The sequence below is a fragment of the Streptomyces sp. NPDC023157 genome, from assembly GCF_055560575.1.
On the sequence record NZ_JBVHIL010000001.1, the window covers coordinates 294,108 to 308,075 of the forward strand.

Annotated in this window: 11 protein-coding genes; 5 read left to right on the plus strand and 6 right to left on the minus strand. The window is 71.9% G+C overall.

Annotated features, from left to right (window positions below):
- Positions 1-74: 74 nt before the first annotated feature.
- From ACZ3ZE_RS01390 to ACZ3ZE_RS01405, 4 genes are all read left to right on the plus strand, one after another.
- Positions 75-794, plus strand: coding sequence for a hypothetical protein (locus tag ACZ3ZE_RS01390; RefSeq protein WP_361164116.1), 720 nt, complete (start codon positions 75-77; stop codon positions 792-794).
- A 59-nt stretch (positions 795-853) separates the two neighbouring features.
- Positions 854-1,669, plus strand: coding sequence for a thioredoxin domain-containing protein (locus tag ACZ3ZE_RS01395; protein WP_361164114.1), 816 nt, complete (start codon positions 854-856; stop codon positions 1,667-1,669).
- Positions 1,670-1,942: 273 nt separating this feature from the next.
- A complete protein-coding gene (locus ACZ3ZE_RS01400) occupies positions 1,943-3,592 on the plus strand; it encodes an alkaline phosphatase D family protein (RefSeq protein WP_361623642.1) in 1,650 nt (549 codons plus the stop codon).
- A 347-nt stretch (positions 3,593-3,939) separates the two neighbouring features.
- On the plus strand, positions 3,940-4,908 hold the full coding sequence (locus tag ACZ3ZE_RS01405; RefSeq protein ID WP_361164110.1) for a zinc metalloprotease: 969 nt from the start codon (positions 3,940-3,942) through the stop codon (positions 4,906-4,908).
- Between the two features lie 134 nt (positions 4,909-5,042).
- On the opposite strand, the gene ACZ3ZE_RS01410 is transcribed toward ACZ3ZE_RS01405, so the two are convergent.
- The 6 genes from ACZ3ZE_RS01410 to ACZ3ZE_RS01435 form a co-directional block, all read right to left on the minus strand.
- A complete protein-coding gene (locus ACZ3ZE_RS01410) occupies positions 5,043-5,612 on the minus strand; it encodes a dienelactone hydrolase family protein (protein ID WP_329419834.1) in 570 nt (189 codons plus the stop codon).
- A gap of 30 nt (positions 5,613-5,642) precedes the next feature.
- Positions 5,643-7,229 (minus strand): Na+/H+ antiporter, encoded by a 1,587-nt coding sequence (locus ACZ3ZE_RS01415; protein ID WP_361164108.1) that lies wholly within the window; start codon positions 7,227-7,229, stop codon positions 5,643-5,645.
- Positions 7,230-7,353: 124 nt separating this feature from the next.
- On the minus strand, positions 7,354-7,824 hold the full coding sequence (locus ACZ3ZE_RS01420; RefSeq protein ID WP_467256970.1) for a GNAT family N-acetyltransferase: 471 nt from the start codon (positions 7,822-7,824) through the stop codon (positions 7,354-7,356).
- The gene (locus ACZ3ZE_RS01425; RefSeq protein ID WP_361164104.1) at positions 7,821-8,762 is read right to left on the minus strand and encodes an RluA family pseudouridine synthase; all 942 of its coding nucleotides are present in this window, start codon (positions 8,760-8,762) and stop codon (positions 7,821-7,823) included. Before ACZ3ZE_RS01425 ends, ACZ3ZE_RS01420 begins: the two co-directional genes overlap by 4 nt.
- A gap of 52 nt (positions 8,763-8,814) precedes the next feature.
- Positions 8,815-9,393 carry a signal peptidase II gene (gene lspA / locus ACZ3ZE_RS01430; protein WP_361164102.1) on the minus strand — a complete coding sequence of 193 codons (579 nt, stop codon included), beginning with the start codon at positions 9,391-9,393 and terminating at the stop codon, positions 8,815-8,817.
- A gap of 34 nt (positions 9,394-9,427) precedes the next feature.
- The gene (locus ACZ3ZE_RS01435) at positions 9,428-10,255 is read right to left on the minus strand and encodes a TraR/DksA family transcriptional regulator (protein ID WP_361164100.1); all 828 of its coding nucleotides are present in this window, start codon (positions 10,253-10,255) and stop codon (positions 9,428-9,430) included.
- Positions 10,256-10,816: 561 nt separating this feature from the next.
- On the opposite strand from ACZ3ZE_RS01435, the gene ileS reads away from it, so the two are divergent.
- Positions 10,817-13,960: an isoleucine--tRNA ligase gene (ileS, locus tag ACZ3ZE_RS01440; RefSeq protein ID WP_361164098.1), complete on the plus strand. Its 3,144-nt coding sequence runs from the start codon at positions 10,817-10,819 to the stop codon at positions 13,958-13,960.
- The last annotated feature ends 8 nt before the right edge of the window (positions 13,961-13,968 follow it).

Below are 13,968 nucleotides of genomic sequence, written 5' to 3' on the forward strand. Positions count from 1 at the left end.
GGGTCCGCCCGGCGCGGTCTCACAGCTGGGCCTTAGGGACGCCTTACGGCCCGGCATGACAGACTTCCACGGCGATGGACATGGCAAGCACTCGACTGAGAGCCCTCCGGGCGGCGCTCTTCACGACCCTGGTCGTGGCGCTGTCCGTGGCCTCGCATGTGCTGCTGTCCGGGGTGCCGCTGCCCCTGGCGACGGTCGTCCCGGTCGCCGCCGGTGTCTTCGCCGTGGCCTACGCCCTGGCCGGGCGGGAGCGCGGCTTCGGCCCGATCGCCGGGCTGCTCGTCCCGCTGGAACTGGCCGCCGACACGCTGTTCACCAGCGGGCAGGTCGCCTGTTACGGCCCCGCCGGCGGCCCGGTCGCCGGCTCGCTGCGCGCGGTGGGCTTCGACGTGGACGCGCTGTGCGGCGGCGCCCTCGGCTCCCCGCTGCCGGGTGTGGCGGTCCCGGGGAGCGGGACCGCGGCGGCGCTGCTGAGCTCGCCCGGTCCGGCGGTGCCCTGGCTGCTGCTCGCCGCCCATGTGGTGGTCGGGCTCACGGCGGCCGCCTGGCTGCGCGGCGGGGAGCGGGCGCTCGCCCGGCTGCTCGCGGCGGCCGTGGCCCTCGCCTTCCGGCCGCTGCTCCTGGTGGCGGCCTTCTTCCGCGGCGTGGGGACGGCCCCGCGGCGCGCCGGGCGTCCCGTGGACCGGCCCCGCCGGTCGCGGGCCCGGCTGCTCGTGCACTCCGTGGGACGGCGTGGACCGCCGTGCTCCGCGGGCTTCCGGCGCGCCTGTGCGCCGGCGCTCGCCCTCGTCTGAGCAAGCACGCGGTCCGTTCGCCCTTTCCCTTCCTGCTTCACGTCACGGAGATCACGATCATGAGCAAGCGCAACACCCAGGCCAACAAGGCAGCCGCCCGCGAGCGGCTGCGCGAGGAGCGCGAGCGCCAGGCCAAGAAGGACAAGGCACGCCGCCAGGTGGTCGTCGCGGTGTCGGCGGTCGCCGCGCTCGCGGTGGCCGGCGGCATCGGCTTCGCCGTCGTCCAGGCCAACAAGCCGTCCGCGTGGGAGGCGGCCTCGGACGCGAAGAGCGTCACGGCCCCGAAGAACACCGAGGGCACCGACGGCACGACGGTCGTCGTCGGCAAGCCGGAGGCCAAGAAGACGCTGGAGCTCTACGAGGACTCCCGCTGCCCGGTCTGCGCGACCTTCGAGCAGGGCGTGGGCGCGACCGTGGCGAAGGACGTCGCCGACGGCAAGTACAAGATCAAGTACGTGGGCGCCACCTTCATCGACAACTCCGACCAGGGCGAGGGCTCGAAGAACGCCCTGTCGGCGCTGGGCGCGGCCCTGAACGTGAGCCCCGACGCCTTCCTGAAGTACAAGGAGGCGCTGTACTCGACCAAGTTCCACCCGGAGGAGACCCAGGACAAGTTCGCCAAGGACTCCTACCTCCTGGAGGTCGCGGACTCGGTGCCGGCGCTCAAGGGCAACGCCGAGTTCAAGAAGAACGTCGAGGACGGCACCTTCGACGCCTGGGCGATGAAGATGTCGAAGGCCTTCGACAAGAGCGGGGTCACCGGGACGCCGACGCTGAAGATGGACGGCAAGACCCTGACCGCCGAGGGCAGCGACAACCCGCCGCTGACGGTGGACCAGTTCAACACGGCGCTCGCCAAGGTGATGAAGGGCTGACCCCTCGCCCCCCCGGGCCCCCAGGGCCCCGGGACCGCTTCTTCGGCCCCCGGCCCGCCGCACTCCCGCGGCGGACCGGGGGCCGCGGCGCGTCCGGCGGGGGCCGCGGCCGTGTCCGGCGGGAGCCGCGGCCGGGTCCGGCGGGGGTCCCGGGGAGGGCGGCGGGGCCCGAGGGGGCGGCTGCGGCCTCTTCGGCGACGTCCCGCCGAAGAGTCGGCGAACTTTGCGCACAGCTCTGCCGATCCGCTCTACCGGCCGGTAATCTGACGGCCCGTGACCAGTCGTAACCTCATATCCGCCCCCACTCGCCGCACCGTCGTGAAGGCCGCCGCCGTGACGGCCGTCGTGACCCCGGCACTGGTGGCCGCCGCCTCGCCCGCGCTCGCCGACCCGACGGCGCCGGCGTTCCTGCACGGTGTCGCCTCGGGCGACCCGCTGCCCGACGGCGTCCTGCTCTGGACGCGCGTCACCCCCACCCCCGATGCCGTACCCGGCTCCGGCACGGGCCCCGACGTCACCGTCGCCTGGGAGCTCGCCGAGGACCGCGCCTTCGCCCGGACCGTCGCCAACGGCACGGCCCTGGCCACCGCGGCCTCCGACCACACCGTGAAGGCGGACGTCCGCGGCCTGCGCCCGGCCACCGCCTACTGGTTCCGCTTCACCGCCGGCGGGGTCGTCTCCCCGGCCGGCCGCACCCGCACCGCCCCCGCCGCCGACTCGGCCGGACCCGGCGTCCGCTTCGGCGTGGTCTCCTGCGCCAACTGGGAGGCCGGCTACTTCTCCCCGTACCGCCACCTCGCGGCCCGCACCGACCTGGACGCGATCCTCCACCTCGGCGACTACATCTACGAGTACGCCACCGGCGCCTACCCGGCGGCCGAGTACGTCGTCCGGCAGCACGAGCCGGCCCACGAGATCGTCTCGCTCGCCGACTACCGCACCCGGCACGGGAAGTACAAGACGGACGCCGACCTCCAGGCGCTGCACGCGGCGCACCCGGTCGTCGCGATCTGGGACGACCACGAGTTCGCCAACGACGCCTGGTCGGGCGGGGCCGAGAACCACACGCCGGGCACCGAGGGCGCCTGGGCGGACCGGGTCGCGGCGGCCAAGCGGGCCTACTTCGAGTGGATGCCGGTACGCACCTCGACCGAGGGCACGGTCTTCCGGCGGCTGCGCTTCGGCAAGCTGGCCGATCTGCACCTGCTCGACCTGCGTTCCTTCCGCTCCCAGCAGGCGGGCGTGGGCAGCGGCAAGGTGGACGACCCGGAGCGGTCCATCACCGGCCGGGCGCAGCTGGACTGGCTGAAGTCCGGCCTGTCCGCCTCGGACGCGGCCTGGCAGCTGGTCGGCACCTCGGTGATGATCTCGCCGGTGGCCTTCGGTTCGCTGCCGGCCCATCTGCTCGAACCGCTGGCCGGGCTGCTCGGGCTGCCCAAGGAGGGCCTGGCCGTCAACGTCGACCAGTGGGACGGCTACACGGACGACCGCAAGGAGCTGCTGCGGCACCTGACGGACCGGGGCATCCGGAACACGGTCTTCCTCACTGGTGACATCCACATGGCGTGGGCCAACGACGTGCCGGTGACGGCGGCGACGTACCCGCTGTCGGCCTCGGCCGCGACGGAGTTCGTGGTGACCTCGGTGACCTCGGACAACCTGGACGACCTGCTGCACGTGGCGCCGGGCACGCTCTCGCTGGTGGCGGCGGGCGCGGTCAAGGCGGCCAACCGGCATGTGAAGTGGGTGGACATGGACCACCACGGCTACGGCGTGCTCGACGTGACGGCCGAGCGCTCGCAGATGGACTACTACACGGTCTCCGACCGGGCGGACGTCCACGCGACGGCGTCCTGGGCCCGTTCGTACCGCACGCTCAGCGGAACGCAGCGCGTCGAGCGCGTGTACCAGCCGGTGCGCTGACACGTACGTACGGGCGCCCCGGGGCGCTGTAGCGATGCTTTTCAGCCATGATCCGCTCTGTTAACGGAAGATCACATGGCTACGGCGGGTGGCGAGTTCGGGAGATCGAATCCGGACACACCACCCGCCTTCGTCATCCCTTCTGTTACGTCCACGTCTCAAACTCCGGAAGCGGCAGAAGATTTTCTTCCCGATGCCCCTGTTTGCCCCACGAATGATTGGGCTGGATCAATCCTCAACGACGTCTGACATGGACGCGTAATCTCCCGGCCAGTGGCGAGGAACTGCCTCCCCATCACCCCCCACAAGGAGTCAGCGTGCGCGCTCTCGTCCGTATATCGCCGCGTATGTCACGTCGTATGCTCGGCACGGCCGTGATGGCCGGAACTCTGGCTCTCGCGCCTCTCTCCGCCCCCGCCGCGTCCCCGGCCACCTCCACGCTGGCCTCCGCCGAGAAGTGCGCGGACGGCTCCGCCACCCTGTCCGGCGCCCGCAAGGCCAAGGGCCACGCCGCCGAGGCCGAGCCCAACGAGATCACCGCCGCCCAGGCCAAGGCCATGGACGCGGACCTGCGGAAGAAGGTCAGCGAGGCCCGCGTCTCCGGCCGCGCCTCCCTGGCCGCCGGCGCGAACGCGGCCACCGCGACGACGATCCCGGTCTACTTCCACGTCATCCACAGCGGTACGACGGGCAAGCTCAGCGCCACCGCCATCAACAACCAGATGGCCGTCCTCAACGCCGCCTACGCCGGCCAGGGCACCGGCAACGTGAACTCCAACTTCCAGTTCAGCCTGGCCGGCACGGACTACACGGACAACGCCACCTGGTACAACGTCTCCGACGGCACCCAGGCCGAGAAGGACATGAAGAACGCCCTGCGCAAGGGCGGCGCCAACGCGCTGAACGTCTACACCGCCAACCTCGGCGGCGGCCTGCTCGGCTGGGCGACCTTCCCGTCCTCGTACCAGTCCAGCCCGAAGATGGACGGCGTCGTCATCCTCGACGCCTCGCTGCCGGGCGGCTCCGCGGCCAACTACAACGAGGGCGACACCGCCACCCACGAGGTCGGCCACTGGATGGGGCTCTACCACACCTTCCAGGGCGGCTGCACGGGCAACGGCGACTACGTCAGCGACACCCCGGCCGAGAAGAGCGCCGCCTTCGAGTGCCCGACCGGCCGTGACACCTGCACCTCCAAGCCCGGCGTGGACCCGATCCACAACTTCATGGACTACACGTACGACTCCTGCATGTACCAGTTCACCTCGGGCCAGGTGACCCGGATGAACGACTCCTGGACCGCGTACCGCGCCTGACACACCGTCCGCGCACACGGGTGTGGCCCCCGGGGAACCCTCCCCGGGGGCCACACCCCGTCGGTCGCGCGGATCCACAGACGGATCCACAGACGGATCCATAGACGGATCTATAGACGGATCTATAGACGGATCTACAGGCTGTCCAGGAACGACAGCGCGACCGACCAGGTCCGCTCCGCCGCCTCCTCGTCCCAGTCCGGCAGCTCCGGGTCGGTGTACAGGTGCCCGGCGCCCCGGTAGCGGTAGACCTCCACGTCCGCCCCCGCCTTGCGCATCTGCAGGTACCAGGACGACAGCCAGTCGTCCGTCTCGAACGGGTCGGGCTCGGCCACGTGCAGCTGCACGGGCAGGTCGTCCACCGAGGCCGACTCGGCGATGTCCGAGGTGCCGTGGAACAGCAGCAGCCCGCGCGCCTTCTCGTCACCGAGGGCCAGCGTCTGCGCCACCGAGGCCCCGAAGGACAGGCCCATGTAGACGAGCCCGCGCTCCGAGTACGGCGCCGCCGCCAGGACCGCCCGCCGCAGCAGCTCGTCCTTCCCGATCCCGTCCCTGAGCTCCATGCCCTCCTCGACCGTGCCGACGGTGCGGCCCTCGAAGAGGTCCGGCGTCCAGACCTGGTGCCCGGCGGCCCGCAGCCGCTCGGCCGCGGCCTCCACCGCGGGGCGCATCCCGTAGACCGAGTGGAAAAGCATGATGTCCATGCGGCCATCCTCCCATCCGCGCGACCCGCCCTAGCGCATGCTGCGCACGTCCAGCTGGCGCAGCACCCGGTCCACCACCTCCGGGTCGGCGCCGGGCTCGCTGCGCGCCGCGAGGACCTCGTGGCGGGCCGCCGACATCAGCTCCTTGTGGATCCGCTGGACCTTCTTCACCCGGTCCACCCGCTCGGTGAACGCGGCCCGCCGCTCGTCGTCGACCATGTCCGGGCTGATCCGGGCCCCGATGTCGAAGGCCCCGCGCTGCAGCCGCTCGGCGACCTCCTCGGGCAGCTCCTCGACCTCCTCGATCTCCTTCAGGCGGCGCTTGGCGGCCTTCGCGGCGCGGAGGGCCAGCTCCCGCTCGAAGGCCCGCTCCGCGTCCGCGTCGGCCTGCACGCCGAGCCGCCTGACCAGCCAGGGCAGGGTGAGCCCCTGGACGACGAGGGTGGCGATGATCACGCAGAAGGCGATGAAGACGATCTCGTCCCGGCCGGGGAAGGGCGAACCGTCGTCGGTGCGCAGCGGGATGGCGAGCGCCAGCGCCACCGAGGCCACCCCGCGCATCCCGGACCACCACATGACGACGGTCTCCCGCCAGCTCATCGGGATCTCCTCGGCGTAGTCCCCGCCGGTGTGCAGCCGTTTGGCCAGCCAGGTCGCCGGCAGCAGCCACAGCAGCCGGACCACGACGACCACGCCCACGACGGCCGCGCCCCAGCGGAGCACCCGCCCGCCGTGGTCGTCCACCACCCCGAAGACGTTCACCAGCTCCAGGCCGATGAGCCCGAAGGCGATCCCGGTGACCAGGGTGTCGATGACCTCCCAGAAGGTCTGCCCGGCGAGCCGGCCCATCACGTCGTCGGCGTCGATCGCGTACTCGGCCAGGAAGAGCGCGGTGACCAGCACGGCCAGGACGCCGGAGCCGTGCAGCTCCTCGGCGAGCACGTACGAGACGAAGGGCACCAGGAGGGTGAGCCCGATCTGGAGCGTGGGGTCGCCGAGCAGGCCCATCAGCTTGTTGGCGGTCCAGCCCAGCGCGAGCCCGACGGCGACCGCGACGACGGCCGACAGGACGAGCTCGCCGAGCGCCCGGGGCCACGAGAAGGAGCCGCTCACCACGGCGGTGATCGCCACGTTGTAGAGCACGATCGCGGTGACGTCGTTGAAGAGCCCCTCGCCCTCCAGGATCGACACCAGCCGCCGGGGCAGCCCCAGCGACCCGGCGACGGCGGTCGCGGCGACCGGGTCGGGCGGGGCCACCAGCGCGCCGAGCGCCAGCGCCGCGGCCAGCGGGATCCCGGGCACCAGCGCGTCCGCGACCGCGCCGACGGCGGCCGTGGTGACGAAGACCAGGGCCACCGCGAGCAGGAAGATCGGGCGCCGGTTGGCCGCGAACTGGCGCCAGGAGGTGCGCTGCACGGAGGCGTACAGCAGCGGCGGCAGCACCAGCGGAAGGATGTACTCGGGCGGGATGTCGACATCGGGCACGAAGGGCGCGAAGGCCAGCGCGATCCCGACGAGGGTCATCAGGACGGGCGCGGGCAGCCCGAGCCGTTCCCCGAGGGGCACGGTCAGTACGGCGCCGAGCAGCAGCAGGAACAGCAGGGCCAATTGATCCACGGCCCCACCCTGTCACGTACGCCCGGTTTGACCGCGATTGCCCCCACCCAAGGGGGTCGGAGCGCTTCGGGAACCCGGGCCGGCCGACCGGGCGGCCGGCCTCACCCGCCGCGACGGAGCCCGGTTACAGGGGCCTTCGCATCGCCCGGTGCGGCATCCCCGCGTCGGGGAACTCCGGGCCGTAGGCCTCGTAGCCCAGCCGCTCGTAGAAGCCGAGCGCCTGCGTCTGGGCGTGCAGGTCGACGGCGGCGAGCCCGCGCCCGCGGGCCGCGTCCTCGATGGCCCGCACCAGCGCCGCGCCCACCCCGAGACCGCGGGCGGCCTTGCTGACCGCGAGCCGCCCGAGGGAGCCCACCGACGCGTCGGCGCCGGTCTTGCCGGTCGCGTCCGCCCCGAGGAGCAGCCGCCCGGTGCCCAGCGGCACCCCGTCCGCGCCGACGGCGAGCACATGCACGGCGGTCTCGTCGTACGTGTCGTACTCGAGCTCCTGCGGAACGCCCTGCTCGTCGACGAAGACCTCGCGGCGCACCGCGAAGCACGCGTCGCGGTCGGCGCCGTCCACGGCCTCGCGGACGGCGTACGCGGGGGTGGTCACCGGCTCTCCGAGGCGATCCGGTCGAGCGCGGTCTGCAGGTCCGCCGGGTAGGTGCTGGCGAACTCGACCCACTGCCCGTCGCCGGGGTGCTCGAAGCCGAGGCGCACCGCGTGCAGCCACTGGCGGGTCAGGCCGAGGCGCTTGGCCAGCGTGGGGTCGGCGCCGTAGGTGAGGTCGCCGACGCAGGGGTGGCGGAGCGTGGACATGTGCACCCGGATCTGGTGGGTGCGGCCCGTCTCCAGCTTGATGTCGAGCAGCGAGGCCGCGCGGTAGGCCTCGATCAGGTCGTAGTGGGTCACGGAGGCCTTGCCGTCGGCGGTCACGGCCCACTTGTAGTCGTGGTTCGGGTGCCGGCCGATGGGCGCGTCGACGGTGCCGCTCAGCGGGTCCGGGTGCCCCTGGACGAGGGCGTGGTAGCGCTTGTCGACCACGCGCTCCTTGAACTGGCGCTTCAGCGAGGTGTACGCGTACTCCGACTTCGCCACCACCATCAGACCGGAGGTGCCGACGTCGAGGCGGTGCACGATGCCCTGGCGCTCGGCGGCGCCGGAGGTGGAGATGCGGTAGCCGGCGGCGGCGAGGCCGCCGATCACGGTGGTGCCGGTCCAGCCGGGGCTGGGGTGGGCGGCGACACCGACCGGCTTCATGATCACGACGATGTCGTCGTCGTCGTGGACGATCTCCATGCCCTCGACGGGCTCGGCGACGATCTGCACCGGGGCGGCCGCGCCCGGCATCTCGACCTCGAGCCACGCGCCGCCGCTGACCCGCTCGGACTTGCCGACGACGGCGCCGTCGACCTGGACCTTGCCTGCGGCGGCCAGCTCGGCCGCCTTCGTACGGGAGAACCCGAACATACGGGCGATGGCGGCGTCGACGCGCTCGCCCTCCAGGCCATCGGGAACGGGCAGCGTGCGGATCTCGGGACTCGTACTCACTCGTCGAGTATGCCTTGTGCGGACGACACCCTGTCGTCCGCAGGGGGCGGGCTCAGTCCTTGTGGACGGTTCCGTCCGGGTCCAGGCCCCGGAAGGACAGGATCACGATCAGGATGCCGCCGCACACGATCGCCGAGTCGGCGAGGTTGAAGACGGCGAAGTGGGCGGGCGCGATGAAGTCGACGACCGCGCCCTCGAAAACGCCCGGCGAGCGGAAGATCCGGTCCGTGAGGTTGCCCAGCGCGCCGCCCAGCAGCAGGCCCAGCGCGATCGCCCAGGGCAGGCTGTAGAGCTTGCGCGAGAGCCGGATGATCACGACGATGACGACCGTCGCGATCCCGGTGAAGATGATCGTGAACGCCTCGCCCATGCCGAAGGCGGCCCCCGGGTTGCGGATGGCCTCGAAGCGCAGCAGATCACCGATGACCTTGATCGGCGCGTGCCCCTCCAGCTTCTCGACCACCAGCATCTTGCTGCCGAGGTCGACGAGGTAGGCCAGGACGGCCACCACGAGGAGGGCGACGATCCGTCGCCTCCCCTTGGGCCGCTCCTCGGGGACGGCCGTCTCGTCGGCCCCTGCTGAATCCGTACCTGAATCCGGCGTACCGATGACGCTCTCCGCCTCTGCCATGTGCACGAGGGTACGGCACACCCCTCGGGCCGCGTCAGCCGCGGCGCTCCTGCTTCTGCTTGTCCTCCACGCACAGCGTGGCCCGGGGGAAGGCCTGCATCCTGGCCTTGCCGATGGGCTTGCCGCAGACCTCGCACAGACCGTACGTGCCGGCGTCGAGCCGCTCCAGGGCGTGTTCGCTCTGCTCCAGCATCTCGCGCGCGTTGGCCGCCAGGGCGAGCTCGTGCTCGCGCGTGATGTTCTTGGTCCCGGTGTCGGCCTGGTCGTCGCCCGCCCCGTCGCCGGAGTCGCGCATCAGCCCGGTCAGCTCCTCCTGGGAGTGCACCAGCTCGCTCCGCAGCCGCAGCACCTCCGCCTGGAGGCCGCTGCGGGCCTCGGCGACCTCCTCGGGGGTCCAGGGCTCCTCCCCCGGGCGTACGGCGAGCTCACCCGGCCGGGAGTGAGGCAGCGCGGCCTCGCTCGTGGCCGTCCTGACGCCCCCCGCGGTCTTCTTCGCTGCCACCGTCCTGGCTCCTGTCTTCTCGGTCGCGGCCTTCGCCGTCTTCACGGTCTTCACGGTCTTCGCGGTCGCGGTCTTCGCGGTCTTCTTCGCGGTCCTCGGCGATGCGGCGGCCTTCCCGGCCGTGGCCGCCTTCTTCGCCGCGGGGGTCTTCTTCGCGGGTGCCGCCTTCTTCGCGGGGGCCGCGGGGTCCGCGGCCGCCTTCGCGGCCGCCGCCCTGGTGGCTGTCGCCTTCTTCGCGGCGGCCTTCCCGGCGGGCGCCCCGCTCGCGGGCGCGGACTTCTTCGCGGGCGCGGACTTCTTGACGGCCGGCGTCTTCTTCGCTGCCGTCGTCTTCTTCGCGGCGGTCTTCTTCGCCACCATGTCGCGGCCCCTTCACACTTAGTGATCTTGCTCGCGAATCGTGCTGGGACGATAAATCGGCCCAGAGCCCGCGGCAACGGGGCACGCCGCCCTGCACGCCCGCCCCGGCGCCCTCCGGGACGAGCCTGCCTCCGTTGTGCCCAGCTCCCCGGCGGGTTATCCGTCCCGGCCGTCCCCCACTTGGCCGAAGTCCGACTCCGCACGGGCCGGTGTGCCCATTCGGGTCACCGGGAAACACCGGAAATCCGGTCGGCCGCCCCCGCCCCGGCCCCGTACACTGGGCTGAGCGAAAGGCTTGGATGGGGACGAGTAGCGTCGCACGCAGCCATGAGCGACCCGGGGACGGTGAGAGCCCGGGGGCGAGCCCGATGTGAAGCATCACCCCGGAGCTGCCGGAAGAAAGCCGCGGGCGACCGCGGCGAGTAGACCCGGTGTCGCGACCCCAATGAGGGGGCTCAGGACGGCTGCGGCCGCCCGGGGCCAAGGAGGGTGGTACCGCGGGAGCAGTGCTCTCGTCCCTCCGGACGGAAGCGAAACAGTCCGCCGGAGGAGCTCGCAAGCATGACGCCGCCGCAATACCGCCAGGTGCCCGCCCAGGTCGACCTGCCCGCGCTCGAGCACGCGGTGCTCGACTTCTGGCAGGACAACAAGGTCTTCGCCAAGACCCTGGAGCAGTCCGAGGGACGCCCCGAGTGGGTTTTCTACGAGGGTCCGCCCACCGCCAACGGCATGCCCGGCGCCCACCACATCGAGGCCCGCGTCTTCAAGGACGTCTTCCCCCGCTTCCGCACCATGCGCGGCTACCACGTGGCCCGCAAGGCCGGCTGGGACTGCCACGGCCTGCCGGTCGAGCTCGCCGTCGAGAAGGAACTCGGCTTCGCCGGCAAGAAGGACATCGAGGCGTACGGCATCGCCGAGTTCAACGCCAAGTGCCGCGAGTCCGTGACCCGGCACACCGACGCCTTCGCCGAGCTCACCACCCGGATGGGCTACTGGGTCGACCTCGACGACGCGTACCGCACCATGGACCCCGCGTACATCGAGTCGGTCTGGTGGTCGCTGAAGCAGATCTTCGACAAGGACCTGCTCGTCCAGGACCACCGCGTCGCCCCCTGGTGCCCCCGCTGCGGCACCGGCCTCTCCGACCACGAGCTGGCCCAGGGCTACGAGACGGTCGTCGACCCCTCGGTCTACGTGCGCTTCCCGCTGACCTCCGGCCCGCTGGCCGGCAAGGCGGCCCTGGTGGTCTGGACGACGACCCCGTGGACCCTGGTGTCCAACACGGCCGTCGCCGCCCACCCCGAGGTGACCTACGTGGTCGCCACCGACGGCGACGAGCGCCTGGTCGTCGCCGAGCCGCTCCTGGAGAAGGCCCTCGGCGACGGCTGGGTGACCACCGGCGAGTCCTTCACCGGCGCCGAGATGGAGCGCTGGACCTACCAGCGCCCCTTCGAGCTCGTCGAGTTCCCGGCCGAGGCCCACTACGTCGTCAACGCCGAGTACGTGACGACCGAGGACGGCACGGGTCTGGTCCACCAGTCCCCCGCCTTCGGTGAGGACGACCTCAAGGTCTGCCGCGCCTACGGCCTGCCGGTCGTGAACCCGGTCCGCCCCGACGGCACCTTCGAGGAGGACGTGCCGCTGGTCGGCGGCGTCTTCTTCAAGAAGGCCGACGAGCAGCTGACCGCCGACCTGGACGCGCGCGGCCTGCTCTACCGGCACACCCCGTACGAGCACAGCTACCCGCACTGCTGGCGCTGCCACACGGCGCTGCTCTACTACGCGCAGCCGTCCTGGTACATCCGTACGACCGCCGTGAAGGACCGTCTTCTCGAGGAGAACGAGAAGACGAACTGGTTCCCGGACTCGGTGAAGCACGGGCGCTTCGGCGACTGGCTGAACAACAACATCGACTGGGCGCTCTCCCGCAACCGCTACTGGGGCACCCCGCTGCCGATCTGGCGCTGCGAGGACTCCCACCTGACCTGCGTGGGCTCGCGCGCGGAGCTGTCCGAGCTGACCGGCACCGACCAGTCGGAGCTCGACCCGCACCGCCCGTACATCGACGCGGTCACCTTCACCTGCCCCGCCGAGGGCTGTTCCCACGAGGCCGTCCGCGTGCCGGAGGTCATCGACGCCTGGTACGACTCGGGTTCGATGCCGTTCGCGCAGTACGGCTACCCGTACCAGAACAAGGAGCTGTTCGAGAGCCGCTACCCGGCGCAGTTCATCTCCGAGGCGATCGACCAGACCCGCGGCTGGTTCTACACGCTGATGGCGGTCGGCACGCTGGTCTTCGACAAGTCCTCGTACGAGAACGTGGTCTGCCTGGGCCACATCCTCGCCGAGGACGGCCGCAAGATGTCCAAGCACCTCGGCAACATCCTGCAGCCCATCCCGCTGATGGACCAGCACGGCGCCGACGCGGTCCGCTGGTTCATGGCGGCCGGCGGCTCGCCCTGGGCGGCCCGCCGGGTCGGCCACGGCACGATCCAGGAGGTCGTCCGCAAGACCCTCCTGACGTACTGGAACACGGTCGCCTTCCAGGCCCTGTACGCCCGCACCTCGGGCTGGGCCCCGTCGGCCGCCGACCCGGCGCCGGCCGACCGCACGGTCCTCGACAAGTGGCTCCTCTCCGAGCTGAACACGCTGGTCGCCTCGGTCACCGAGGCGATGGAGGCGTACGACACCCAGCGGGCCGGCAAGCTGCTCTCGGCCTTCGTCGACGACCTGTCCAACTGGTACGTGCGCCGCTCCCGCCGCCGCTTCTGGCAGGGCGACAAGGCGGCCCTGCGCACCCTGCACGAGGTGGTCGAGACGGTCACCCGTCTGATGGCCCCGCTGACCCCCTTCATCACGGAGCGGGTCTGGCAGGACCTGGTCGTCCCGGTCTCCCCCGACGCCCCGGAATCCGTCCACCTGGCCACCTGGCCGGAGGCGGACGCCACGCTCGTCGACGAGGTGCTGTCCGAGCAGATGCTGCTGGTCCGCCGCCTGGTCGAGCTGGGCCGCGCGACGCGCGCCGAGTCGGGCGTGAAGACCCGTCAGCCGCTCTCGCGCGCGCTGGTGGCGGCGAACGGCTTCGCGGCCCTCTCGCCGGAGCTCCAGGCCCAGATCACGGAGGAGCTGAACGTCTCCTCGCTCGCCTCCCTCTCCGAGGTCGGCGGCAGCCTGGTCGACACCACCGCCAAGGCGAACTTCCGGGCGCTCGGCAAGCGCTTCGGCAAGGGCGTCCAGGACGTGGCGAAGGCCGTGGCCGCGGCCGACGCGGCGGCCCTGTCGCTGGCGCTGCGCGGCGGCGAGGCGGTCGTCACGGTCAACGGCGAGGAGGTGACCCTCACTCCGGAGGAGGTCATCATCACGGAGACCCCGCGCGAGGGCTGGTCGGTGGCCTCCGACTCCGGTGCGACGGTCGCCCTCGACCTGGAGATCACCCCGGAGCTGCGCAAGGCCGGCCTGGCCCGTGACGCGATCCGCCTGATCCAGGAGGCCCGCAAGAACAGCGGCCTGGACGTGGCGGACCGGATCGCGCTGCGCTGGACCTCCACCTCCCCGGAGACGGCGGAGGCGCTCGCGGCGCACGCCGGCCTGATCGCGGACGAGGTCCTGGCCACGGACCACGCGGAGGGCGCTGCCGACGACTCGTACGGCACCCCGTTCGAGGACGAGGGCCTGGCCCTCACCTTCCGCCTCCGCAAGGCGTAACCCGCACG